Source organism: Acinetobacter pittii, from assembly GCF_022449185.1.
In the GTDB taxonomy this organism is placed as follows: Bacteria; Pseudomonadota; Gammaproteobacteria; order Pseudomonadales; family Moraxellaceae; genus Acinetobacter; species Acinetobacter pittii_I.
On sequence record NZ_JAKUKO010000001.1, the window covers coordinates 359,220 to 384,848 of the forward strand.

23 protein-coding genes are annotated in these 25,629 nt (G+C 40.2%); 12 read left to right on the plus strand and 11 right to left on the minus strand.

Going from position 1 to position 25,629, the window contains the following annotated elements:
- Nucleotides 1-8: 8 nt before the first annotated feature.
- Nucleotides 9-3,188: a multidrug efflux RND transporter permease subunit AdeG gene (gene adeG / locus MKX14_RS01630; RefSeq protein WP_240281592.1), complete on the minus strand. Its 3,180-nt coding sequence runs from the start codon at nt 3,186-3,188 to the stop codon at nt 9-11.
- Nucleotides 3,189-3,194: 6 nt separating this feature from the next.
- Nucleotides 3,195-4,415, minus strand: coding sequence for a multidrug efflux RND transporter periplasmic adaptor subunit AdeF (gene adeF / locus MKX14_RS01635; protein ID WP_240281593.1), 1,221 nt, complete (start codon nt 4,413-4,415; stop codon nt 3,195-3,197).
- 200 nt (nt 4,416-4,615) lie between these two features.
- Between adeF and MKX14_RS01640 the strand changes: the two genes are divergently transcribed.
- From MKX14_RS01640 to hisP, 5 genes are all read left to right on the plus strand, one after another.
- Nucleotides 4,616-5,644: a LysR family transcriptional regulator gene (locus MKX14_RS01640; RefSeq protein ID WP_240281594.1), complete on the plus strand. Its 1,029-nt coding sequence runs from the start codon at nt 4,616-4,618 to the stop codon at nt 5,642-5,644.
- Between the two features lie 175 nt (nt 5,645-5,819).
- Nucleotides 5,820-6,605: an ABC transporter substrate-binding protein gene (gene argT, locus MKX14_RS01645; RefSeq protein ID WP_005068246.1), complete on the plus strand. Its 786-nt coding sequence runs from the start codon at nt 5,820-5,822 to the stop codon at nt 6,603-6,605.
- A gap of 91 nt (nt 6,606-6,696) precedes the next feature.
- Entirely contained in the window at nt 6,697-7,386 is a 690-nt protein-coding gene (hisQ, locus tag MKX14_RS01650) for an ABC transporter permease (protein WP_005073444.1), read from the plus strand.
- Nucleotides 7,383-8,096, plus strand: coding sequence for an ABC transporter permease (gene hisM / locus MKX14_RS01655; protein WP_044101017.1), 714 nt, complete (start codon nt 7,383-7,385; stop codon nt 8,094-8,096). The genes hisQ and hisM overlap by 4 nt, the downstream gene beginning before the upstream one ends.
- A 9-nt stretch (nt 8,097-8,105) precedes the next feature.
- Nucleotides 8,106-8,882: an ABC transporter ATP-binding protein gene (gene hisP / locus MKX14_RS01660; protein ID WP_003650668.1), complete on the plus strand. Its 777-nt coding sequence runs from the start codon at nt 8,106-8,108 to the stop codon at nt 8,880-8,882.
- 73 nt (nt 8,883-8,955) lie between these two features.
- Here hisP and abeS read toward each other — a convergent pair whose 3' ends face one another.
- The 4 genes from abeS to yjiR form a co-directional block, all read right to left on the minus strand.
- Nucleotides 8,956-9,285, minus strand: a complete 330-nt coding sequence (abeS, locus tag MKX14_RS01665) for a multidrug efflux SMR transporter AbeS (protein WP_005307063.1) — start codon at nt 9,283-9,285, stop codon at nt 8,956-8,958.
- A gap of 236 nt (nt 9,286-9,521) precedes the next feature.
- Complete coding sequence (locus MKX14_RS01670) at nt 9,522-9,785, minus strand: YfhL family 4Fe-4S dicluster ferredoxin (protein WP_126644906.1); 264 nt, start codon at nt 9,783-9,785, stop codon at nt 9,522-9,524.
- A 2-nt stretch (nt 9,786-9,787) separates the two neighbouring features.
- Nucleotides 9,788-11,158 carry a tRNA 5-hydroxyuridine modification protein YegQ gene (gene yegQ / locus MKX14_RS01675; protein WP_240281595.1) on the minus strand — a complete coding sequence of 457 codons (1,371 nt, stop codon included), beginning with the start codon at nt 11,156-11,158 and terminating at the stop codon, nt 9,788-9,790.
- A gap of 56 nt (nt 11,159-11,214) precedes the next feature.
- On the minus strand, nt 11,215-12,681 hold the full coding sequence (gene yjiR / locus MKX14_RS01680) for a PLP-dependent aminotransferase family protein (protein ID WP_240282005.1): 1,467 nt from the start codon (nt 12,679-12,681) through the stop codon (nt 11,215-11,217).
- 230 nt (nt 12,682-12,911) lie between these two features.
- On the opposite strand from yjiR, the gene MKX14_RS01685 reads away from it, so the two are divergent.
- Complete coding sequence (locus tag MKX14_RS01685; RefSeq protein ID WP_240281596.1) at nt 12,912-13,781, plus strand: PhzF family phenazine biosynthesis protein; 870 nt, start codon at nt 12,912-12,914, stop codon at nt 13,779-13,781.
- 56 nt (nt 13,782-13,837) lie between these two features.
- Here the strand turns inward: MKX14_RS01685 and MKX14_RS01690 are convergent, their stop codons facing one another.
- Complete coding sequence (locus MKX14_RS01690; RefSeq protein ID WP_002118187.1) at nt 13,838-14,617, minus strand: ferredoxin--NADP reductase; 780 nt, start codon at nt 14,615-14,617, stop codon at nt 13,838-13,840.
- Between the two features lie 101 nt (nt 14,618-14,718).
- On the opposite strand from MKX14_RS01690, the gene tsaA reads away from it, so the two are divergent.
- Nucleotides 14,719-15,453, plus strand: a complete 735-nt coding sequence (gene tsaA / locus MKX14_RS01695) for a tRNA (N6-threonylcarbamoyladenosine(37)-N6)-methyltransferase TrmO (RefSeq protein WP_240281597.1) — start codon at nt 14,719-14,721, stop codon at nt 15,451-15,453.
- A 5-nt stretch (nt 15,454-15,458) separates the two neighbouring features.
- Here tsaA and MKX14_RS01700 read toward each other — a convergent pair whose 3' ends face one another.
- A complete protein-coding gene (locus tag MKX14_RS01700) occupies nt 15,459-16,730 on the minus strand; it encodes an MgtC/SapB family protein (protein ID WP_240281598.1) in 1,272 nt (423 codons plus the stop codon).
- Nucleotides 16,731-16,989: 259 nt separating this feature from the next.
- Between MKX14_RS01700 and MKX14_RS01705 the strand changes: the two genes are divergently transcribed.
- The 4 genes from MKX14_RS01705 (at nt 16,990) to MKX14_RS01720 (ending at nt 21,295) form a co-directional block, all read left to right on the plus strand.
- Nucleotides 16,990-18,747 carry a GspE/PulE family protein gene (locus MKX14_RS01705; RefSeq protein ID WP_206231973.1) on the plus strand — a complete coding sequence of 586 codons (1,758 nt, stop codon included), beginning with the start codon at nt 16,990-16,992 and terminating at the stop codon, nt 18,745-18,747.
- Nucleotides 18,748-18,828: 81 nt separating this feature from the next.
- Nucleotides 18,829-19,188 carry a NirD/YgiW/YdeI family stress tolerance protein gene (locus tag MKX14_RS01710; protein ID WP_240281599.1) on the plus strand — a complete coding sequence of 120 codons (360 nt, stop codon included), beginning with the start codon at nt 18,829-18,831 and terminating at the stop codon, nt 19,186-19,188.
- Nucleotides 19,189-19,295: 107 nt separating this feature from the next.
- The gene (locus tag MKX14_RS01715; protein ID WP_044101005.1) at nt 19,296-19,958 is read left to right on the plus strand and encodes a response regulator transcription factor; all 663 of its coding nucleotides are present in this window, start codon (nt 19,296-19,298) and stop codon (nt 19,956-19,958) included.
- Complete coding sequence (locus MKX14_RS01720; protein ID WP_240281600.1) at nt 19,955-21,295, plus strand: sensor histidine kinase; 1,341 nt, start codon at nt 19,955-19,957, stop codon at nt 21,293-21,295. Before MKX14_RS01715 ends, MKX14_RS01720 begins: the two co-directional genes overlap by 4 nt.
- A gap of 72 nt (nt 21,296-21,367) precedes the next feature.
- On the opposite strand, the gene hemP is transcribed toward MKX14_RS01720, so the two are convergent.
- Nucleotides 21,368-21,538, minus strand: coding sequence for a hemin uptake protein HemP (gene hemP, locus MKX14_RS01725; RefSeq protein ID WP_002118129.1), 171 nt, complete (start codon nt 21,536-21,538; stop codon nt 21,368-21,370).
- A 136-nt stretch (nt 21,539-21,674) separates the two neighbouring features.
- Here hemP and MKX14_RS01730 point away from each other — a divergent pair, with 136 nt between their 5' ends.
- Nucleotides 21,675-22,571, plus strand: a complete 897-nt coding sequence (locus tag MKX14_RS01730; protein WP_240281601.1) for an NUDIX domain-containing protein — start codon at nt 21,675-21,677, stop codon at nt 22,569-22,571.
- Between the two features lie 26 nt (nt 22,572-22,597).
- On the opposite strand, the gene MKX14_RS01735 is transcribed toward MKX14_RS01730, so the two are convergent.
- Nucleotides 22,598-23,146 carry a tetratricopeptide repeat protein gene (locus MKX14_RS01735; protein ID WP_240281602.1) on the minus strand — a complete coding sequence of 183 codons (549 nt, stop codon included), beginning with the start codon at nt 23,144-23,146 and terminating at the stop codon, nt 22,598-22,600.
- 21 nt (nt 23,147-23,167) lie between these two features.
- Nucleotides 23,168-25,564, minus strand: a complete 2,397-nt coding sequence (mrcB, locus tag MKX14_RS01740; RefSeq protein ID WP_046811626.1) for a penicillin-binding protein 1B — start codon at nt 25,562-25,564, stop codon at nt 23,168-23,170.
- Between the last annotated feature and the right edge of the window lie 65 nt (nt 25,565-25,629).

Here is a 25,629-nt window from a genome sequence, read left to right on the forward strand (position 1 = left end):
TGTCCTCCTTAATGATCATGTGGGGTAGATAAAGGTGCTTCATGAACTGCTGCCGAATGCAATTTATGTTTGCTGTTCAGTGTACGAATCAGGACATAAAAGGCAGGGGTCAGGAACAAACCAAACAACGTTACACCGATCATGCCGAAGAACACTGCAATGCCCATGGCATGACGCATTTCAGACCCTGCACCAGTTGAGGTGACCAGTGGCATAACACCCATAATGAAGGCAATTGACGTCATGAGAATTGGGCGTAAACGTAGACGACTTGCTTCAACAGCAGCTTTGAATGCAGTCGCACCTTGCATTTCGAGTTCCCGCGCAAATTCGACAATTAAGATGGCATTTTTACAAGCCAGCCCGACCAGTACCATCAAACCGATTTGGGTAAAGATGTTGTTATCTCCGCCTGTCAGCCAGACACCTGTCAGAGCTGCCAAGATTCCCATTGGTACAATTAAAATTACAGCTAAAGGCAAAGTTAGACTTTCATATTGAGCAGCTAAAACTAAGAACACCAGTAAGACACTAATTGGGAATACCCAGAGTCCTGCATTACCAGCCAAGATTTTTTGGTAAGTTAAATCTGTCCATTCAAACTTGATACCACGTGGTAGAGTTTGAGCAGCAATACGTTCAACCGCCGCTTCTGCTTGGCTAGATGAATAACCTGGTGCAGGGCCGCCGTTAATATCGGCTGATGTGTAGCCGTTATAACGAACTACCATTTCAGGACCATAGGTTTGAGTTACATTTACCAATGAAGATAACGGCACCATTTGTCCGGCACTGTTTCGGGTTTTAAGCTGCAAAATATCTTCAGGGTTAGCACGGAAAGGCGCATCGGCTTGTGCACGAACCTGATAAACACGTCCAAAGCGGTTAAAGTCGTTAACGTACTGAGAGCCTAAATAAATCTGCATGGTGTTGAAAACATCTGTCACGGCAACACCTTGCTGTTTAGCTTTTACACGGTCCAGATCTACATTTAGTTGAGGTACGTTAATTTGATAACTTGAGAACATTGGACCAAGTTCAGGGGCTGATTGTGCTGCTTTCATAAAGTTTTGTGCAGCATCATTCAAGGCTGAATAGCCTAAGGCACCTCGGTCTTCAAGTTGTAGTTTAAAGCCGCCCATGGTCCCTAAGCCCATCACTGGTGGTGGTGGGAAAACTGCAATATATGCATCTTGAATAGCTGAATATTTCTGGTTAAGAGCACCAGCAATTGCATTTGCAGATAAGTCTTTAGCCTTACGTTCGTCGAATGGCTTTAAAGTCACAAAGACAATACCTGCGCTAGAGCTATTAGTGAAACCATTAATTGAGAGGCCTGGGAAGGCAACAGCACTTTCTACACCAGGCTGTTTAAGAGCAGTATCACTCATTTTACGAATGACAGCTTCAGTACGATCTAAAGACGCGCCGTTTGGTAATTGAGCAAAGCTAATCAAATATTGTTTGTCTTGAGCGGGAACAAAGCCACCCGGAACAATATAAGAAATCCCAACGGTTAAGCCTAACAGTGCTGCATAGACACCCATTGCCGATGCTTTATGGGAGATAACACGACTTACGCCTTTACCATAGTTTTCTGACGCACGTGTAAATACGCGGTTAAACAGTGCAAAGAAACGTCCAAATACACGATTCATTATGCGTGTTAATGCATCAGGTTTAGCATCATGTCCTTTTAGTAACATGGCAGCCAAAGCAGGAGATAGGGTAAGGGAGTTAAATGCCGAAATGACCGTTGAAATGGCAATGGTCATGGCAAATTGTTTATAAAATTGCCCTGTTAAGCCTGTCATAAAGGCAAGTGGAACGAACACGGCAACAAGCGTTAAGGCAATCGCAATAATTGGTCCACTTACTTCTCTCATCGCGCGATAAGTTGCATCTCTTGGGCTTAAGCCTGCTTCAATATTCCTCTCGACATTTTCGACGACTACAATGGCGTCATCGACCACAATGCCGATAGCAAGTACCATCCCGAACAGTGAAAGCGCATTGATTGAGTAACCAAAAGCAAGCATGAGTGCGAAAGTACCAATAATTGAAACCGGTACAGCAAGCAATGGAATGATTGAGGCACGCCATGTTTGCAAGAATAAAATAACGACCACCACAACCAGTGCAATTGCTTCAAGTAAGGTATGAACGACTGCTTTAATACTGGCACGTACGAATTGAGTCGGGTCGTACACAATGTCGTATTTAATTGAAGATGGGAAATCTTTTGAAAGCTCCTTCATTGTGCTACGCACTTGATCGGAAACTTGCAAAGCATTAGCACCCGGAGCTTGGAAAATTGGAATTGCGACTGCTTGTTTATTATCGAGTAATGAACGCAAGCCATATTGAGAGGCTGCAAGTTCAACACGAGCAACATCACCCAATCGGGTGACCGCACCATCTGGTGCAGTTTTTAAAATGATATCTGCGAATTCTTGCTCAGTCGTTAAACGGCCTTGAGCATTGACTGAAAGCTGTAAAGGTGAATTACTTGGTGATGCACCGATTGTACCCGCTGCAACCTGAATATTTTGTTCACGGATTGCATTCACAATTTCGGTCGCGGTGAGGTTACGCTGTGCTACTTTTTGCGGGTCGAGCCATACGCGCATCGCGTAGTCACCAGAACCAAATAATCCGACTTCACCAACCCCTTGTAAGCGCGCCAAACGGTCTTTTACGTTGAGTACCGCATAGTTGCGTAAGTAGGTCATGTCATAACGACTATCTGGTGAGGTCAGATGCACTACCATGGTTAAAGTTGGTGAGCTTTTTAAAGTAGTGACACCTAAACGCTGTACGTCTTCCGGTAAACGAGGCATGGCCTGAGACACACGGTTTTGAACCAGTTGTTGCGCTTTGTCTGGATCAATACCAAGTTTAAAGTTCACCGTAATGGTTAAGTTGCCGTCGCTGTTAGCCTGAGATTGCATGTACAGCATGTCTTCGACGCCGTTGATCGACTCTTCAAGCGGAGAAGCAACTGTTTCAGCAATTACTTTCGGGTTTGCACCCGGATATTGAGCACGTACCACCACAGATGGCGGAACAACTTCTGGATATTCAGAAATCGGTAACTGGAATACCGAAAGCAGACCGGCGAGTAAAATCAGTACTGATAACACACCAGCAAAGATCGGCCGATCAATAAAAAATTTAGAAATATTCATATGTGATTAACCTTTTGCCGGAGTTGATGTTTTATCTGTTGGCTGAGGTTGAGGAGTAGTACTGCTAGCAGTGATTTGTGAATTTGGCATAGGAACGAGGTGCGGGGTCACAGGGTCACCCGGACGAATTCGCTGTAAACCGTTCACCACAATACGATCACCCGCTTTTAGTCCGCTATTCACGATTTGCAAACCATCTTGTTGTGCACCGAGTTTTACTTCACGGTAGGCCGTCTGATTTTTAGCATCAACGACTACGACAAAGCGTTTATCTTGATCGACCCCAACGGCGGTTGGGCTAATCAGAATTGCTGAACGAGGTTGACCACCGCCTAAACGGATTCGTGCATATAAGCCCGGTAATAAAACGCCGTTTGGATTATCAAAAGTCGCGCGAACACGAATCGTACCCGAGGTTGCATCTAGGTTATTGTCAATTGAGTTGATCGTACCTTTGCGAGAGAAACCAGTTTCATTGGCAAGTCCCATATAAACAGGAACTTGTGCTGAGTTGCGCTGATTACTGATATATTTCAGATAAGTTTGTTCATCAACATCGAAAGATGCATAGAGGCGAGAGACAGATACTAAACTTGTTAAGACTTGTGCACCGTTACCCGCAGAGACTACATTGCCGACTGTTACTTCGGCACGGGAAATTCGACCACTAACAGGTGCTGTAATACGAGTGTACTCTAGATTTAAGCGTGCAGATTGAACTGCTGCTCTGGCGGCTTGTAGGTTGGCACTGGCTGAGCGTGCATCATTTTGGGCTAAATCTAGTTCTTGACGTGAGACAGCATTACTTTGAATTAAACGTTGAATACGAGAAAGATTGGAACCTGTATAAGTGACTTGTGCTTCAGCTGAAGCGAGTTGAGCTTGGGCACGATTCAGTTCTGCCTCGAAAGGCCGTGGATCAATTGTAAAAAGTAAGTCGCCTTTTTTTACGAGACTTCCATCTTTGAAGTGAACGGCAATGAGTTTGCCGGAAACTTGGGGTCGAATATCGACTTGATCAATTGCTTCTAAACGACCGGAGTATTCTTGCCAGTCGGTAATGGTTTTGCTGATGACATTAGAAATATCAACAGTTGCAGCTTGTTGGGCTGTGGTCGGTGCAGCTTTTGCATCGGCATTTTCATGTAAAAACATAAAACTGCCTCCTGTTGCTAAGAGGGCAACAAAGATGGCAGACAGTGCGAACTGTTTGCGGGAAAATGACATGAGGTGCTCCTAGTTATTTGGATACCTGTTTTCAGACTTTTAGTTTTGGTCCGTATGGGAGAAACAGGGTTTATGGGATGGACGGAGCATAAAAGTTTGTCAATCACGAATAAATATATTAAATTCGATAACACTATTCGTATTTTTATAACAATTGATGTGTTTGATTAAAAAATGCATTGATTGATAGGAGTGTGCGTGTGGATCTATTTCATGCCATGAAAGTATTTAACAAAGTTGTCGAAACAAATAGTTTCAGTTTAGCGGCTGACAGCTTAGGCCTACCGCGTGCTTCAGTGACGACAACCATTCAGGGTTTAGAGAAACATTTACAAGTTAGGTTGCTTAACCGAACAACCCGTAAACTTAGTTTGACACCGGATGGAGCGGTTTATTATGAGCGTACTTCGCGAATTTTAGCTGATGTCGAAGATGTAGAGTCAACTTTTCATGATTCGGAGCGTGGACCACGAGGAAGACTGCGCATTGATGTTAAAGCTTCAATTGGGCGGCTGATTCTGATTCCGATGCTTTGTGATTTTCATGCCAAGTATCCTGATATTGATTTGGTGATTGGAATGAGTGATCGTCCGGTCGATTTGGTTCAAGATGCGGTGGACTGTGTCATTCGTATTGGTCAACTGAAAGATTCGAGTTTAGTTGCGCGCCGTATCGGAACAATTCAGTGTGTGACGGTTGCTGCACCACGTTATTTGATGGAGCACGGGGAACCCAAAACCATTGAGGATCTACAAAAACATCAGGTCGTGCATTACTTTAACAGCCGTACAGGACGCAATATCGACTGGGATTTCATGGTGAACGGTGAGATTCATAGCGTTGGTGTGAAAGGGCGTGTTTCTGTCAACGATGGTGATTCATATATTGATTTGGCAGTGCAAGGTTTTGGCTTAATTCAATGCCCATATTACATGGTAGCCAAACATTTGGAATCTGGAGCGCTTAGGGAAGTACTGACTGAATGGTTGCCTGCACCTATGCCAATATCAGTCGTTTATCTACAAAATCGTCATTTATCACCTAAAGTTCGAGTCTTCGTAGATTGGGTGGCTGAATTATTTGCAGGTTGTCCTTTGTTGAGTGGCTGCTCAATGTCATTGGATCAAAAATGTGAATTTGCCAGTGCTAAAGAACATAACCATGAATACACCATTCGGACATTGGTTGAAAATGAAAATATGGCGGAAGCTTATACACTCAAAAACTAATTTAAAATTTGAGTGATTTTTCAACATTTAAACAGTTAATACAATCTATTGTTAGAACACCTTCATAAATCCTTAATTTACTGGTATAGAAATTGCAATTATTTCGGCAGAAGAGTAATTTAGAAATTGCTCAAGTTTTTATCACCTTATTAGGATTTTAAGGAGAAGCTTCAAGATGGCAAGCTTTATGAAAAAAATGTTCGTTTCAACAACCTTAGTTTTGGCTGCTGTTGCAACGAATGTTCAAGCAAAGGATTGGAAGGTGATTCGTTTTGGTACTGAGTCGTCTTATGCGCCGTTTGAATATAAAACACCAGATGGCAAGTTAACTGGTTTTGATGTTGATTTGGGTAATGCAATTTGTGCAAAACTCAAAGCCAAATGTGTTTGGGTTGAAAACTCTTTTGATGGGATGATTCCAGCACTTAAAGCGAAAAAATTTGATGGCATTCTTTCATCAATGACCGTTACTGATGAGCGTGCAAAACAAATTGCATTTAGTAGCAAAATCTACAATACACCAACCCGTATGGTTGCAAAAAAAGGCTCGCCTTTATTGCCTACCGCTGCCTCTTTGAAAGGCAAACGTGTCGGTGTACAACAGGGCACAATTCAAGAAACTTATGCCAAAACCTATTGGGCACCAAAAGGTGTAACGGTTGTACCTTATCCAGTCCAAGATTTGATTTATCAAGACATGATGTCAGGTCGTCTGGATGCGACTTTACAAGATGCAATTATGGTTGATGGCGCTTTCTTAAAACAAGCAAAAGGCAAAAACTTCAGTTTTGCTGGTGGCAATGTGGTTGATGCAAAAACACTAGGTGTAGGCGCAGCGATTGGATTACGCAAAGAAGATGCAGATTTAAAAGCCAATATTAATAAAGCACTCGCTGCAATCATTGCAGATGGCACATACAAAAAACTCGAGAAAAAATATTTCTCCTTTAGCATTTACTAATGATGTGAAAAATGTCGGCTTTGCGCCGACATTTTTAAATCTATTCTCATCTCATCAATATTAGATATTGTTTTTAAGGAGAAGATGAGTCATGTTTTTTTCTGGCTTTGGGCCACTCCTGCTCAGCGGGACATGGATGACCATACAGCTTGCGTTGTTGTCACTTTTACTTTCTGTGATTATTGGCTTAATTGGTGCGAGCTCAAAACTCTCTAGTATTAAAATTTTACGTTATATAGCAACAGCTTACACTACGCTCATTCGAAGTGTGCCTGATTTGGTCATTATGCTGCTGTTATTTTATAGCTTGCAGTTGGGGCTTAACCAAATTACTGAAGCACTGCAAATGGACCAAATTGATATCAACCCATTTGTGGCGGGTGTGATTACTTTAGCGTTCATTTATGGTGCATATTTTACCGAGACCTTTCGTGGTGCATTTCAATCGGTTCCAAAAGGCCAAATTGAAGCAGCAATGGCCTATGGAATGACTCCGTGGCAGGTTTTTCACCGTGTATTATTCCCTCAAATGATGCGTTTCGCTTTACCTGGTATTGGTAATAACTGGCAAGTTTTGATTAAGGCGACCGCACTGGTTTCCATTATTGGCCTGACTGATATTGTAAAAATTACGCAAGATGCAGGTAGAAGTACCATGCAACTGTTCTTTTTCAGCATCGTGGCTGCTGCGATTTATCTCGCAATTACCACCGTGTCGAATCTGATTTTAATGTGGCTTGAACGTCGTTATTCTGCTGGTGTAAGGAAGGGACAATTATGATTGAAATCCTTCAACAATATTGGCAGGCATACCTTTGGACCGATGGCTTACAAATGACCGGTGTCGCGATGACTGCTTGGTTATTGGTGCTTTCTATTGGTATTGGTTTTGTGCTTGCTGTGCCTTTATCACTTGCACGAGTATCAGAAAATCTTTGGTTGCGTGGCCCAGTTTGGTTATATACCTATGTTTTCCGTGGCACACCACTTTATATTCAATTGCTGATTATTTACTCAGGTATTTACAGCTTTGATTACATCCATGAACATCAGACACTTGATGCTTTTTTTCGAGAGGGCATAAATTGCACCATTTTGGCATTCGCGCTCAATACTGGTGCATATACAACTGAAATCTTCGCTGGGGCGATTCGTTCTATTCCCCATGGCGAGATTGAGGCTGCACAAGCTTTCGGTATGTCAAAATGGAAACGGTACACTCGCATTATCATTCCGTCGATGTTACGCCGTGCTTTACCATTTTACGGTAATGAAGTCATTTTAATGTTGCATGCGACAACCATTGCGTTTACAGCAACTGTTCCTGACATTTTAAAAATTGCACGTGATGTGAATGCGGCAACCTATGACACTTTCAATGCTTTTGGAATTGCCGCGGTGTTGTATGCAATGCTGGCATTTATTTTGATTTGGATATTTCGTAAGCTTGAAAAACGTTGGTTGGCATTTTTAAAGCCATCGAATCATTAGGAGACATAAATGGAACAAGTTGCAAAACTAGTGATTCGCGATTTACACAAGACATTCGGCGATCATGAAGTGCTTAAAGGGATATCACTTGATGCAAATGCCGGTGATGTGATTAGTATCATTGGCTCATCGGGTTCAGGTAAAAGTACCTTGCTGCGTTGTATTAACTTTTTGGAACAACCAAGCAATGGCACCATTAAGCTCAATGGTGAAAAACTACGCACAGTCTTTGATAAAAAAGGCAATTTAAAAGTAGTTGAACCAAAGCAACTACAAAAAATGCGTACCCAGCTCATGATGGTATTTCAGCATTTTAATTTGTGGTCACACATGACAGTGCTAGAAAATGTCATTGAAGGGCCGATTCACGTACTTGGGGTAAAACGTGCTGAAGCAGAAGAGCGTGCACGCAAATATCTACGCAAAGTTGGTTTGCCTGAAAGTGTTGAAAGTAAATATCCGGCATTTTTATCTGGTGGTCAGCAGCAACGTGTAGCAATTGCTCGTGCTTTGGCTATGGAACCAGAAGTTATGTTGTTCGATGAACCAACCAGCGCGCTTGATCCAGAGTTAGTGGGTGAAGTACTAAAGGTTATGCAGGGCTTGGCTGAAGAAGGGCGGACCATGATTGTGGTGACACATGAAATGGGCTTTGCACGTCATGTATCTAATCAAGTGATTTTTTTACATCAAGGAAAAATTGAGGAACAGGGCCATCCTGATGAAGTACTCAATAACCCGAAAAGTGAGCGTTTAAAGCAATTTTTGACGGGCAGTTTGAAATAAGCTGTTCATACCGAGTAAGGTGAAATTTTTTAAACAAGGATTTGCATCTTACTCGGTTGCTTTTTAATTATATTTATAGATGAGTATTTTTAGAAAACACATTAATAATCACAATACCTGCAATCATTAAAGTAAGACCAATGCACGCTGCTAAGTCTAAATGCTGTTTGTAAAATATCCAGCCAATTGCAGAAATTAAAATAATACCTGCACCCGACCAAATGGCGTATGCAATCCCGATCGGAATTGTTTTTAGCGTCAGAGACAATAAATAAAAAGCAATCGCATAGCCCACAACCGTAACGATGGATGGAATGGGGACAGTAAAACCTTGAGATGCTTTTAAAGCTGAAGTTGCAATGACTTCACAAGCAATCGCAATTGCTAAATAAAGATAAGACATGGGGAGCTACGCCAGAAAGAGTTTTAATCAATCTATATGAAATGTTGAAATGGTTAGACCAGTTTTAACGATTGTGCAATTTTTGGGGTACAAAAATACCAGTAAAACAAACTGAACTGATCATTTGATTTTATCATTAGCAAAGTGGCTTAAGCTATTTATTCATTTATTTAATCATTGATCTGTATAGTCATTTAAGAGGATCAGCAACCTTAGCCTGATCCTCGATAGACTTTTTAAGAGATAGATTCGCCGAGTATATTTAAATCCTTAAATTTCTCTAGCAGTTGCTCTTTATTTTCAATATGTGCAGGGTCTAGTTTTATGCAATCGATAGGGCAAACCGCCTTACATGTGGGTGCATCATAAAAGCCTACACATTCGGTACAACGGTGTGGATCAATTTCATAAACCTTGTTGCCTTCAAAAATAGCTGTATTGGGGCATTCTGGTAAGCACATATCACAATTGATGCAGTCACTTGTAATCAAAAGCGCCATATTTAACTCTCTGAATAAGCTAACGTAGAGGCAGTAATGTTTTCCTTGGCATGAGGCAAATTGCGTATAAGTAAGGCATAACTAACATCAACATCTTGTGAAAGTGGAGTCTCAACAAAATGCCCCGAACCTTTAGCATCGGTAATTGGGTTACCTTTTAAATCGCGCATTTCGGCTAAAGTAAAGGTGATATTACCTTGAGGCGTCATCAGCTCAAGTGAGTCGCCCACCACAAAACGGTTTTTAACTTCAATGCGAATATAATCGCCGTGACGTTCTAAAACCTCTCCACAAAATTGTTGGTAGTCAAAATGTGATGAACCATCAGCATAGTTTTGATATTCGCTATGCACATGACGTCTCAAAAAGCCTTCGGTATAACCACGGTTTGCCAAACCTTCGAGTTGGTTGATTAAGCTTGGGTCAAATGGTTTGCCTGCTAAAGCATCATCAATAGCTTTTCGATAAATTTGGGCGGTACGGGCACAGTAAAAATAGGATTTAGTACGGCCTTCAATTTTTAGTGAGGCAATCCCCATTTTGGTTAAACGATCTACATGTTGTACCGCACGTAAATCTTTAGAGTTCATAAAATAGGTGCCGTGTTCATCTTCTTCGGCAGCAAACATTTCTTCATCATTGCGTTGTACCAGCAGCGTTTGAGCCGAGGTTGTTTCTAATTGTGCTGATGAGCAGCAAGACTTTTCTGACTCATTGATTTGAGTAACTGGAATCACATCACCGTTTGCATCTTCTTGGGTTTTATGCAACTTATAGTCCCAACGGCAAGCATTGGTACAAGCACCTTGGTTGGCATCACGCTTGTTCATATATCCGGAAAGTAAGCAGCGGCCTGAGTAGGCCATGCATAGAGCACCATGTACAAAAACTTCAAGTTCAATATCGGGTACGTGTTGCTGGATTTCTTCTATTTCTTCTAAAGATAACTCACGCGATAAAATCACACGGCTTAGACCGTAGTCTTTCCAAAACTTAACAGTGGCCCAATTAATAGCGTTGGCTTGAACCGATAGATGAATTTGCATTTCTGGAAAATGCTCACGCACCATCATGATTAAGCCCGGATCAGACATAATGAGTGCATCTGGTTGCATAGCTACAATTGGCTCAAGATCACGAATAAAGTTTTTTAATTTGCTGTTATGTGGCTGAATATTCACTACAACATAAAACTTTTTACCCAAAGCGTGGGCTTCATCAATTCCGATTTTTAAATTGTCATGGTCAAAAGCATTATTACGTACACGTAAGCTATAACGTGGTTGTCCTGCATATACGGCATCTGCACCATAGGCAAATGCATAGCGCATGTTTTTAAGTGAACCTGCGGGAGAGAGAAGTTCGGTTTTCATAAAATAAAAGGCATAAAAAATATATGGTTTTATTTTATTAACTCTACATTTGGGATTCAACCTACTGAATTAGTAGGGATTTGACCACTATCCTTTTGTACAGGCAGCATATTTTTTGCTAGCTCTCCTAAGCGCATCAAAGCATTTAACATTTTAGGGTTTAACTCAAAACAAGCTGCAATACGTAAACAATGACTAAATCGTTTATCAGCCGAACACAAAATTCCCGGCATACATAAGATTTTTTCGTCCATTGCTTGGTGAAACAGTTCTAGGGTATCGATAGATTCGGGTAACTCTAACCATAGGATAAATCCCGCTTGTGGACGACTCACACGGGTACCGATTGGGAAAAAGCGACAAATATAAGATTTGATGGTGTTAATTTGGTGTTGATAACGTTTTTTGAGTTGACGTAAATGTAGATCATATCCGCCATTTTCTAAGAAAAGGCCTAACGTTTCTGTGAGTAAAGCTGGCTCGGCAACAGTGGTTGTAAATTTAAGCTGCTGCACAATATTGCGAAAGCGCCCAGCTTCTAGCCAACCAATCCGATAGTCTGGTGCTACAGTCTTTGTATAGCTACCACATACCAAAACCCATCCGTTTTGGTCAAACGCTTTAATGTTGGGCAAGAGGGGCTCGGTGAGTTGCAATTCGGCATACATCGCATCTTCAATAACAGGAACTTGGAACTGATTAGCTAACTCTGCCAAGCGACGACGGTTACTTTCAGACATGCTAAAACCTAGAGGATTGTGTCCTGTCGGAATGGTTAAAATGGCTTGTACACTTTGAGATTTTAAGAGTTCTTCAAGTGCATCAAGGCACATACCTGTATGTGGCGAGGTCGGTACTTCTACAATTTTTCGACCTAAATTATGAAGGAGTGGGTACAGGTTGTGAAATGTAGGAATCTCAAGCGCTATGCTGTCACCTGCTTGAGTTGTTGCCATAATCGCGAGACTTAAAGCCTCCATCGTGCCATGAGTGAGCACAATATCATCTGCTGAAAGAAACATACCGAGTTGTAAGCTTCGCCTAGCAATTTGAGTGCGTAAACGTATAGAACCGGGCGGCAAGGTATAGCTTTTAAAAATATCTGATTGAGAGCGCAGCACCTGTGCAGTTAAGCGTTTTAAGCGTTCAATTGGATAGAAATTTTCCCCAGAAGGGCAAGCTAGGGCCAAATTGACATAGTCGGGGTCCATTTGCTTTTTAACAATTTGTGCGAGAAAACAGCTAATTCCTGAAAGAGATACTTTTTCTTCACTGATATAACGCTCTTCGAGTTCTAATAAGTTTGAAGGTGCATGACAAACATAGTAGCCAGACTGTGGACGAACTGAAATTAAACCTTGATCTTCAAGCTGGCGATAAGCTTCTTTTACGGTATTAATACTGACCTGATAATGCTGGGCACAATCTCGAATTGATGGCAACCGAGAACCAATAGGCTGCCTGCCATTTTGAATTTGTAGGGTGAGGTCATCACTCACTTTTTTATATTTGTACATGTCAATTCATTAAAAAGCCAAAGTAATGGATACACTTTATAGCGATCTCTGATTTATCTCAAATATTGTTATGCATTTAGATTAACCCATTTAATAGGGATATAGTTTTAATAACTGTGTCTATTATTTTTAATATTAACTGATACTGTGACCATTAAAAATAAATCAGTAAGATCAAAAAATGGTAAGGACTTAAAAGCCATATTTTTTAATTTTAAAATCAGTAGGAGAGGTCTATGTCTGTTGTTGCATTTAAACAAGTTGATGTTTTTACTTCACACGCATTTAAAGGTAATCCTGTCGCAGTTATTATGGATGCCAGTACCTTAACATCTGAGCAGATGCAGGAAATTGCGAACTGGACCAATCTTTCTGAAACCACATTTGTGCTCCCTGCGACCGATTCACAAGCTGACTATCAGGTTCGAATCTTTACTCCGCAAAATGAATTGCCATTTGCAGGACATCCTACAATTGGTACTGCCTATGCTTTGCTTGAGGCTGGTCTAATTAAAGCGAAAGAAGGTAAGCTGGTACAGCAGTGCGGTGCTGGTTTAGTGACTCTGACCGTGAGTGAGTCAAGTCATATTTCATTTGAACTCCCTAAGCCTAAAATTACTCCACTAGATGCTATGCATACTGAGAAATTAGCAGAAATTTTAAAATGTGAAATTAATACTCAATGGAACGCTGCATTGGTTGATGTAGGGGCGCGCTGGATTGTATTACAAGCTGTTAATGCTGAGGCTGTTCTAGATAGCCAACCAGACTTTGCCGCTTTAAAAGAACATGATTTAGAAATGAAAGTTACGGGTGCGACAGTTTTTGGTTTTCATGAAAATAATGATGAACAAAAACACATAGAAGTTCGTTCATTTGCCCCTTCATGTGGAATAAATGAAGATCCGGTTTGTGGTAGTGGTAATGGTAGCGTAGCTTCATTTATTCGTTACTATGGGATCCTTCCTGCACAAAATGATGTCGTACTTTCTTCACAAGGTGGGGCGGTAGGTCGAGACGGACAGCTTCAACTTGAATTGTATCAAGATAAAATTTTAGTGGGTGGAACCGCTGTCACCTGTATCGATGGCACCATTAAGTTGTAAAACAGATATAAAAAAAACCGAGGACTTTGCCTCGGTTTTTTTATGTCTAGAAAAAATTATTTTTCTACAAACGCACGTTCAATCACGTAGTCGCCCATTTCACCCATACGAGGTGATTCAACTAAACCGTGTTGGTCAAGTAATGCAGCCACGTCTTTTAAAAATGCAGGGCTACCGCACAGCATTGCACGGTCAGTTTCACGGTTGAAGCGTGGTAAACCGATTTTTTCGAATAAAGCGCCAGTTTCAATTGCGGTTGTTACACGGCCTTGAGTGTGGAAAGGCTCACGAGTAACAGTAGGGTAGTAAACAAGCTTGTCTTTAATACCTAACTCTTCAAAGAATTCATGGTTTGGTAATTCGTTCAAGATAAGGTCTTGATAAGCTAATTCAGAAATATAACGTGTACCGTGAACAACGATTACTTTTTCAAAGCGTTCGTAAGTTTCTGGATCACGAATAATTGATAAGAATGGAGCAAGACCAGTACCAGAAGATAAAAGGTATAAGTTTTTACCTGGTAAAAGGTCATCATGAACCAAAGTACCTGTTGGTTTTTTAGAAACTAAGATTTCATCACCAACTTGTACTTTTTGCAAAATCGAAGTTAAAGGACCGTCTTGTACTTTAATTGAGAAGAATTCTAACTCTTCTTCGTAGTTTGCACTTGCAATCGAATACGCACGCATTAACGGTTTGCCATTCACTTCAAGTCCGATCATTACGAACTGACCATTTTTAAAACGTAAGCTGGTATCGCGTGTAGTTTTAAAACTGAAAAGAGTGTCATTCCAGTGGTGAACATGAGTAATGCGTTCAACGTTAAAAGCAGCCATTAAAGGTCTCGATCACGATTAAAAGAAAACAGATTGCTATTCTAATCTAATTTCATTCCCGATAAACTGAATATATTTAATTGTGTTTATAAGAAAAAGTGATGATCAATTCTGTCACCTTCCCCATCATTGGCTACATGTGCTCTCCCTATCGTGAAAAATTTGGTATTCCACGCCAGCCTAATTTGGTCAATATTGAGTCTTATATTGACATGGTAGAACCATATAATGACTTATTAGCGTTTGAGGGAATTGAGCAATTTAGTCATCTCTGGTTGGTTTGGCAATTTCATGACAATAAAAATCAAGGCAGCGCAGATAAATTCCGCCCACAGGTTCGTCCACCACGTTTAGGTGGCAATGAAAAAATTGGAGTATTTGCTACACGAAGTATGTATAGACCTTCTCCAATCGGGCTTTCAGTCGTAAAACTTAATAATGTGGAAAAGGTGGGGAAGTCCGTTCGTGTCTATGTCACAGGAAGTGATTTGTTAAATGGCACCCCAATTTTAGATATCAAACCCTATATTCAATATTCTGATGCAATTGCGGAGGCTCAAAGTGGTTATGCGCATGCAGAACCTGAACGAAAGGCAGTCATGTGGACTGAAGCTGCATTAACAGCGCAAAAATATTTTCTGCAAAATAAAGAAATAGATTCGCATTACATTAATGAGCTTGAGCAAGTATTAGCTTTAGATCCTCGGCCTGCCTATCAAGAAGACCCTGAAAGAATCTATAAAATGAAATTTTCAGACTTTGATATTCATTTTAAGGTCGATCAATTTGTAGTTACAGTCATTGATATGGTGAAGACTTCTTCGCTTACACAATAGATATTTTAAAACCAGTGGATGTTGAGCCAAAGTAAAGTAATAAAAATAGCCATATGAATGAGCTGGGCGGGAACGAAAGCAAGGGCATAGCGTAGTCCGCCCGAAATTGCAGAGTTCACACTTTTAGCAAGAGCGTGAACTGCAAAACCTCCTAAAAAGGCAATTAATAAAGGTGTCATATGTGCGCTATCAGGTTCACCTTGCACAATGACCGCCGCTATAGCTGCATGTATTTCAAATAAAGAAGCAAGTAACGTTCCCGCAATTAATCCGGCATCGCCTAAAGATATACTTAAACCATAAACACCTGCCTGAATAAGGGTAAGTGTACCCGCAATAATAATGGCTTCTTTTAAGCTGAACATTCTTGAATCAAGCTCGGGTGAAGCCGTACTAGGCTCGGCTTTACGTAATAAAATAAAGGCCCATACTGCTAAAACTATTAAGGCAATAAGTGTAGGAAATATAATCAGCTTGAACCAAGCAAAGCTAATACCGATCACAATAATTAAGGTCTGAATCAGTGTTGAAACGCAAGACATCAATGCAGCCCCTGCATTGGTCTTTGCATTTGCTCGACCAGAACGAACTTCTAAACCTAAACTGGCAATGGTCGCCGTACTTGAAACAAAACCAGAGGCTAAGGAAGAAAGTAATAAAGCATTTTTAGAGGAGAGTAATCGCTTTGCAATATGAGCGAGTGCTTGCACAAATAAAATTAAAGTCAGTAATTTTAAAATGACATGTGGATTTAGAACTGGTCCCCAAAAAGGCTTATTGGGAACTAAAGGCAAAGCAATTAAAAGTAAGGCAAGCAGAAAAATACCATCACGCAATTCCGGTTCAGTAATCCACTGACTGGCAATGCCATGCATAGACTGCTTGGCTATTAAGATAGTTGTCATGATCACAGCTAGGCCAGCAGCGAGCGAAATATTCCAAATACAAAGTGCCCCAATGAAATAAGTCATAATAAAGGCGAGTTCGGTAGTTACGCCCGGGTCATTTGGCTGATTTTTGAGTGAAACAATACTAATAGCACCAATAAGTAAGGCGCCTACAATTCCAATTTCAATACCAAATAAAAAACAGACCGCTCCTAATAATGCACTAATGGCAAAAGATCGAAATCCCGCAAAAGTTTTGTATTCATGTTTCAGTTTACTTCGTTCTCGTTCTAAGCCAATTAACAAGCCGCAACCAAGCGCTGCCGCAATGACTGTAATGAATTCTTCAAATGATGCTGTTTGTAATGACATTGTCATTGGAAGTTCCATATTACTTCCTCTTTGGCTTATTGTTATAAGTAGATTTGAATCAATTTAAAAAAATTATGTATTCACGTTCAGTTTATTCTTTTTATTATAGTGAGCATAGTGTCTTTTTTAGACAAAACTAGGTAGAAAATATTTTTATAAATATGACCTGTAACACAAAAAAATATTAAGTTGAGAATTGGTTTAATTAACTGAAGTTGAAGGATATTTAAATCTAAAACATCTCTGCTATATTATAAAAATATATTGGGGACAATGCATGAATGCACAAGTAGAAATAGATACGTATTGGTGTCTAGAACAACTATTACAAGAAGGTCGTATTACAGACCGAGACAAATTATTGGTACAGTCAAGTCACCGCCAAAAAGACCAGTTAAAGTGGCATCCATTACAGTGGATCGCACATTTTAATTTAAAAGATCAGCAACACACACATGCCCATTTGAGCTTAAACCGCTTGTGTTTATGGTTTGCAGATCGGGTTCAGCTACCTTTATTTGTAATAGATCCTTTAAAGGCAGATGTCAGCGCTTTAACGCAGGTCATGTCACAAGAGTTTGCGATTCGCAATCATATTTTAGCTGTTGAAATTCATGCTGACCGAATCGTGATAGGAACAGATCAGCCCTTTCAAACAGATTGGCTCAATAATCTCGAACGAAGTCTAGCACCTAAAAAAATTGAACGGGTACTGCTTAATCCCGAACAGTTACAGCGTTATTTGCGAGAATATTATCAGGTAAGTCGCGCGGTAAACTCGGCTCAAAAAGATGCGGCTCATGACCGCGACACTAAAAATGTTGAAGCACTTTTGCAGCTTGGCGATAGTCAAAACCCAGATGCGAATGATCAGCATATTGTGAAATTGGTCGACTGGATTTTACAGTTTGCATTTGAGCAGAGTGCCAGTGACATTCACATGGAGCCGCGCAAAGATAACGGTAAAGTCAGGTTCCGTATTGATGGCGTTTTACACACCATTTATAACATGCCTTCAAATACACTGACCGCCGTGATTTCTCGAATTAAAATTTTAGGGCGTTTGAATGTAGCGGAAAAGCGTAAACCACAAGATGGTCGCTTAAAAACACGTACACCAAAAGGGCAAGAAACCGAATTACGTTTATCAACCTTACCAACAGCATTTGGTGAAAAACTGGTTATGCGTATTTTCGATCCTGATGTGTTGGTGCGTTCTTTTCAGCAGTTGGGTTTTGATCAGTCATTGCTGCAACAATGGCAGCGTATTACACAAAATAGTCACGGTATTATTTTAGTCACGGGTCCCACAGGCTCCGGTAAAACCACAACGCTATATTCTTCTTTAAAGCAACTTGCAACTGATCAAGTCAATGTCTGTACTATTGAAGACCCGATTGAAATGCTAGAGCCTAGTTTTAACCAAATGCAGGTCAATAACGCAATTGAATTAGGCTTCGCAGACGGTGTGCGTGCGCTCATGCGTCAAGACCCTGACATTATTATGATTGGGGAAATTCGTGATCAAGATACAGCGAATATGGCCATTCAGGCAGCATTAACAGGTCATTTGGTACTATCAACTTTACATACCAATGACGCACCGTCTAGTCTGACTCGGTTACATGATCTAGGGGTACAGCCATTTCTGACAGCTGCAACCATTTTAGGTGTGCTCGCACAGCGTTTAGTACGGCAGCTTTGCCCACACTGCAAGCAAAAAACTCATATTAATGAGGATGAGTGGGAACATCTAACCTTTGACTACATTATGGAAATGCCTGAAACGGTTTATCAGGCAGTAGGCTGTGAAGAATGTCGTCATACAGGCTATAAAGGGCGAGTCGGTATTTACGAATTTATGCCAGTCAGTCTTGAGCTTAAACATCTTGTTAGTAGTCATGTCACATTAAATGATTTAAGAACTCAAACTAAAAAAGAAGGTATAGAACCTTTAAGAATTGCGGGAGCCCGTAAAGTTATTGAAGGGCTTACAACATTAGAAGAAGTATTGAGGGTTGTGCCATTAAATTAAGTTTTTCTTAAGATTCACCTCATTTATGGTTGATTTAATTGCTTTATCCCAAGAGGAAACCATAAACAGAGGGTTAATTATATGAATATGCTTAAAGTAATATTTATGACTGTTGGTATGACTGCTGCTGGTGTAGTTGTAGCGAATACACCAGTGAATCAGGCTGCAATTGCTCCAGCAACTGTCACCACAGTAAAACAGGCATTAACCTCAAAAGATAATACACCGATCAAATTACATGGTCAGGTTGTAAAATCTTTAGGTGATGAAAAATATCAATTCCGTGACAAGACAGGTAGCATTACAATTGATGTAGATGATGAACTTTGGCAAGGTCGCCCTATTTCAGCCAATACAAATGTGACGTTAATTGGTGAAGTAGACATTGACTATAAACCTTTAAAACGCGTAGAGATTGACGTAGATCAAGTTCAATTCTAATGAATGAATCTCTAGATTTACTACTTTTAGCCGCATTTAAATAATGCGGCTTTGCTTTTTTTATAAAGGCTTGGCAAGATCAAACCAGGATATAACAGGAAAAATAGATGAGAATTTTGCTTGCAGAAGATGATCGCTCTCAAGCTGAAAGCATTCAATCATGGTTAGAGTTAGACGGTTATCAGGTAGATTGGGTCGAAAGAGGGGATTATGCGCTCACGGCAATTGAACAGCATGATTATGACTGTATTTTACTTGATCGGGGACTACCACAACTGGCTGGTGAAAAGGTTTTAACATCAATCCGTCATAAACAAAAAAATGTTCCTGTTATTTTTATTACTGCACGTGACAGTATTCATGATCGGGTAGAGGGACTAGATTTAGGCGCAAATGATTATTTGGTTAAGCCTTTTAGTTTAGAAGAGTTATCCGCCCGAATACGTGCTCAATTACGCAAACAAACTTTGAGTCAACAATCAATTCTAACATGGGGCGACCTACAACTTGATACGCAAGCGAAAGTCGTATTAAGCGCTGGCAAGTCTATCGATTTAACGGCAAAAGAATTCCAAATATTGCGTAAGCTTATGGTGCATCCCGAGCATATTATTACCCGTGATCAATTAGAAGAAGCTCTTTATGCATGGGGCGAGGAAATTGAAAGTAACGCGATCGAAGTGTTTATTTATCAACTTCGAAAAAAAATCGGAAGCAGCAGTATTAAAACCATACGGGGGCTAGGCTACCGTATGGGAGATTTAAAATGAAATCGAATCGCTCATCTTTGCAGTCGCAACTGATTAAAACCACGATGTGGAGTAGTATCGTGGTGGGATTATTGGCTTTAAGCTTACTCACCATATTTTCGATCTATCACAACATGTCAGTGCAAGACGAAATCATGGATGAAATTTCAGATACTTTGCTGGTTTCCGATCTTTCCGAACATTCCATGAAACAGTTTGATGAGCTAAGTGATGAATTTGATATTCAGTATGAGTTATTAAACACAGGCCAAGTCCTTACTCATTCTCATACCTATCAGCATGAACTTTTTGAACAAGGTAACTTATCAGAAGGTTTTTCGTATTTTTGGTTTGATGGACAATTATGGCGTAGTCTAGCTGCACAACAAGAAGACTCTCAACTACAAGTTGAAGTTTTTCAACCAATGAGTACACGTGTGGAAGAGGTACTTAAAGCACTTGCTGGATATAGCGGTCTTATGGTGTTGTTCTGGCTATTACAATGGGTGATTATAAGTTGGCGTACCGAACATGAGTTGGCCGCGTTAAATCTACTCTCTAGACGGATTGCTCAAAAAACTGCATCAAATTTAGAGCCAATTCAAGAACCAGATGTCATTACAGAAATTCAACCTGTTATAGATGCATTAAATCAATTGCTTGCAAGACTGCAAAGAGCTCTTGTTGCTGAACAGCGTTTTACCGCGGATGCTTCGCATGAGCTACGTTCTCCGTTATCTGCCATACAAATGCGTCTTCAGGTTTTACAGCGTAAATACCAACATCTTCCAGAACTTCATCAAGATTTTGAACGCATACAAGAAGATGTTTCTAGAAGTACAAAGATACTCGAAAATTTACTACTGCTTGCTCGTTTGGAACCTAATGAAGCTGAACAGCCCGAACTGCCTAAGACAGTTATCGATTTAAATTATTTGTTGGCAAGAGTGATTGAAACTGTAGATTTAGATGCAAAAGCTAAACAGATGTTGATAGAGGTAAATACCTTATCGACAGAAACTAAAACATATGCGAATGAAGAATTACTGTTTATTGCTTTCAGAAATTTATTTGATAATGCCATTCGTTATAGCCCGAATTTAGGTTCTATTCATGTTGAGATTAGTCAGCATGAACAGCAAATTAAGGTGTCTATTGAAGACACGGGAAATGGGGTAGATGATGAAGTGCTATTACGGTTAGGGCAGCGTTTTTTTCGGGTGCTTGGTACTCAGCAGCAAGGTTCTGGCTTAGGAATTTCAATTACTCGAAAAATTATTGAATTGCATAATGGCAAGTTACGTTTTATGCATGCTGAACAAGGTGGTCTGAGAGCAGAGATTATTCTTCCTTCATAAAAAATAGCATGGTTACCCATGCTATCCATTTTTTGTTTTCCCACGAATATTATTGAAACGCGAGTATGTTTTTTATTTAGTTAAAATTAGGCGATTGTTGCGAGTGAGGCGTAAACGATATTCCTCGCCAGCATGCATAATGCGAATTTCACGGCCTAATGCAAAGAGGTTATTAGAATGTAACATTGGTAAGGCGTGAGCTGTGTCATTGTTACGGGTAAATAAGCTAAAAGGTGCGTTCATTTGTTGTGCTCCGTGGTATGTTCTTGAACGATTTAAATGATAATCATTATCGAATAGATCTGTCAATGAGATTTTTAAGATTTTATAAAATGATAAAATTTGCTTACACTTGAGAAAAGTTTTAGAGAGTAAAAAGATGCCCAAACCAATAGTCGATGTCGCTATAGCAATCTTGATCCATCGTGGAAAAATATTAGTTGGATGGCGCGAAGAGCAGCAGCATCAAGGTGGAAAGCATGAGTTCCCTGGAGGAAAGGTTGAGAAGGGCGAAACACCAGAAGAAGCCTGCCGCCGTGAAATCTATGAAGAAGTGGGTATTGGTTTAAAAGATTGGCACCAATTTGATTATATTCACCATGAATATGATGACATCATTGTTAATTTACATTTATTCCATAGTTATGTGCCTGATGAATTATTAAATCTTATTCATCAACCATGGGCATGGTATACACGTGAACAGTTGCTTCACCTAAACTTTCCAAAAGCCAATAAAGACATCATAAAGAGGCTATACTGGCCTCATCTCATCAAAATTAGCAATACGCTTTCAACGGTAGAAAGTAGTGATGCTTTATTGTACTGGCGTATCGAAGAATTTGAGCCGCAGTATATAGAGCAATTAACTGCTTTAGATGAAGGACAACGATCAAATTTAATTATAAATGTAGATATTTGGCAGCAATTAAGCCCTGAATTACAAAAACAGATTAAGACCGTTCATTTAAAACAATCTCAACTCATGAATTTGCATAAAGGCGATTTAATAGTCGGCGTACGTTATATTGCTGCTTGTCATGATGCGGTTTCTTTAAAACAGGCTCAGCAGATTGGTTGCGATGCCGTTTTTATTAGTCCTGTAAAATCAACAACGACTCATCCAGAAGCTGTGGCATTAGGTTGGGAACGTTTTAGTGATTTCACTCAAAATAGCCAGATTCCGGTTTTTGCATTAGGAGGAGTACATCCGGAAGATTTAGCCACTGCACAGCAGCATGGTGCATATGGCTTAGCAGGTGTTCGTAATTTCTAATGAGAAAATAAAAAAAGCATTAAAAGCTATAGGGCTTTTAATGCTTGTTGTGCTTCTTGAACAGTTTTTTGATTGTTGCGTTGTTGCCCAGCTTTTAAAATAGTTAGCCATAGCTGCTTTTTCATTGGCTGACTTTGGGCAAAACTCAAACCACGTCTTGCTAAAGACTCAGCATTAGAATATTGCTGTTTATGATTTGCCGTAAGTGCAAGAAATAAATAAGTCTCAGCCGCTTGTGGTGCTAAACGCTGTGCTTGAAGTGCATAGCGCTCAGCCTCTGACCATTGCTGATTTTTATAAGCCTGCTGTGTTTTTTGCATTAAAACTTTAAATGCGGGTAACTGGCTACCATCATCACTAAAATGTTGTGGCTTTTTCTGTTGAGGAACAATCACTTGTAAATTTTTACGTTGAATTTCTGGGTGATCATAAGGCGTAATTTTTACACCTGATGGAGTTTCCGTCTTTTTGACTGGAGGAGTAGGTGTTTTCTCTTTGGAGTCGGAATGATCGGGCAGAGTTGTACAGCCGACCATAAGAATAGCACCAATATAAAAAACACCTTTCTTCAACATATCCTAATTTCCTGTTAACGCTTAGTTGTTATAACTACCACTTGAAATTATACGTGAGTTGTTTGACAGATCTTGTTCCATCTGGTTTTCACTTTCACGAATATAACTGTCGGTATTATCATCCTGAGAATCAGGAATTGTGTTATCACTTTGTGGCGTATATGTTGGATCAACTTGATAATAAGGTGCTCCACATAGCGTAGCACGGTGCGGAACCGTATGGGTTAGCATCGGAATATACATAGCACCATCACATGCCTGAGCAGATAAATCACCCGTTGCACGGTCAATCCACTGCCACTGTACAGTGTCTGGTTGACGTAGATTTACAGGCGTTTGACGTAATTGTTTCATTACATTAATCCATACTGGCAATGCACCAGATGAACCTGTTAATCCAGTCACTTTGTTGTCATCTAAACCTAACCACACTACAGCAACGTGGTTGCCTGAGTAACCCGCAAACCATGAGTCACGTGTATCGTTAGTCGTACCTGATTTACCCGCCAATTTTAAAGCTGGAGACAAGCTATTATAAGCTGCGCGACCAGTACCCGAAGACATGACCTGTTGTAGACCATAATTCATAATATAGCCAACAGATGGATCAATCGTTTGTTGAACATTTAAACCATAACGGTCAAGCAGGCGACCATTGGCATCTACCACAGATCGGATCGCACGAGTTGGATATTTAAAGCCACCTGTAGCAAAGTTCTCATAAATTCCAAGGACCTCCATTGGTGACATATTGACTGCCCCAAGGAAAATAGAAGGGTAGGCAGGAATGGTCGACTCAACGCCAAACTTTCTTAAGTTATTGGTAAATGTAGATAAACCAAACTCTTGACCCAAGCGCACAGCAGATAGGTTATATGAATTTGCCAAAGCTTCACTTAAACTCACTACACCATGTCCGCCACCACTGTAGTTTTTAGGTGTCCAGCTTTTGCCCCCATCTACAGGGACACTAATTGGCGCATCTTCAATTTGGGTTGCCCAGTTGTAACGGCCAGATTCAATAGCACTTAAATAAATCACAGGTTTTAATAAAGAACCGACTTGGCGTTTTGCATCCACAGCACGGTTAAAACCAGTAAAGTCTTGTGTAGAACCAACAGCAGCAACGAGCTCGCCGTTTTCAGGATGAGCAACCAGTACAGCACCTTGCAGATTCTTCAAGCGAGCAGGGTTGCTGTTTGCTAAGCGGTCTACTGAAGCTTTAAATGCATTTTGAACTTGAGTTTGAGTAATTGGGTCTAGAGTCGTAAAAATACGTAAACCCTGATTAGTTAAATCACTTTCTTGATATTCTGTGCGTAATTGACGACGCACGATATCTAAAAAGTCAGGGAATTTTGCAGGGCCTAAACTTGGTTTACTTAGTACATTTAAAGGACGTGCAATTTCATCTTCATATTCTGCTTGAGTTAAATAGCCCATTACACGCATGTTATTTAACACGGTATCGCGGCGTTTTTTTGCACCTTCAGGATTTTTCCAAGGGTTATACAAAGAAGGGCCTTGCACTAAACCAACTAAATAAGCTTGCTGTGCAACGCTAAGTTCACGTAACGGTAAACCAAAATAAAATTGAGAAGCCAAACCATAGCCATTAATTGAGTAGCTACCATTTTGGCCTAGATTTACTTCATTTAAGTAGGCTTCTAAAATTTCATCTTTGCTGTAATGCAGCTCAATGAGTAAAGCCATTAATGCTTCATTAACTTTACGTTTTAATGTGCGTTCAGGTGTGAGATAGAAGTTTTTAACTAATTGCTGAGTCAAGGTTGAACCACCTTGACGCTTTCCACCTGTGATATTACTCACTAATGCACGGGCAGTACCACGAATTGAGATACCGTGATGATGATAGAAATTACGGTCTTCTGTTGAAATTAAAGCTTCAATAAGTGGTTTAGGGACATTATTCAGTTTAATGAGAACACGGTCTTCATTATGTTGAGGGTAGATCCCTCCAATCAGAAGTGGCTCTAGTCGTGCAACACCAGTTGAAGAAGGTTTTGTACTTCTAACTTCAGCAACTTGGTCATTTGCAAAACTTAACTCTAGTACTTGTTCGGGTTCAACACTGTCGCCGTAATCAAAACCACGCGTGTGGATATACATATTGCTACCCTGAGCAACATAGGTTCCAGACTTGTCATAATTACTTGAAGTTTTGTAACCCAAGAGTTTTAATTCTTGAGTAAAATTTGCTTGGGTAATAGGTGCGTTATTATAAATTTCCAAAGGACGTGCAAACACTTTGGCGGGAATATCCCACCGTTGTCCTTCAAATTTTTCACGGATAATATTATCTAAACGAATCAGATAGATACTAAGAGCAATAAAAGCACCAATGACCAAAATGGAAAAGATTAGTGCAAAGAAACCGATACCACGTTCAAACTTCATAAAAATGAGATAAAACCCTAACAATGCCTGTAATGATGCGATAGCTTGTCATCAATTTGCAATGA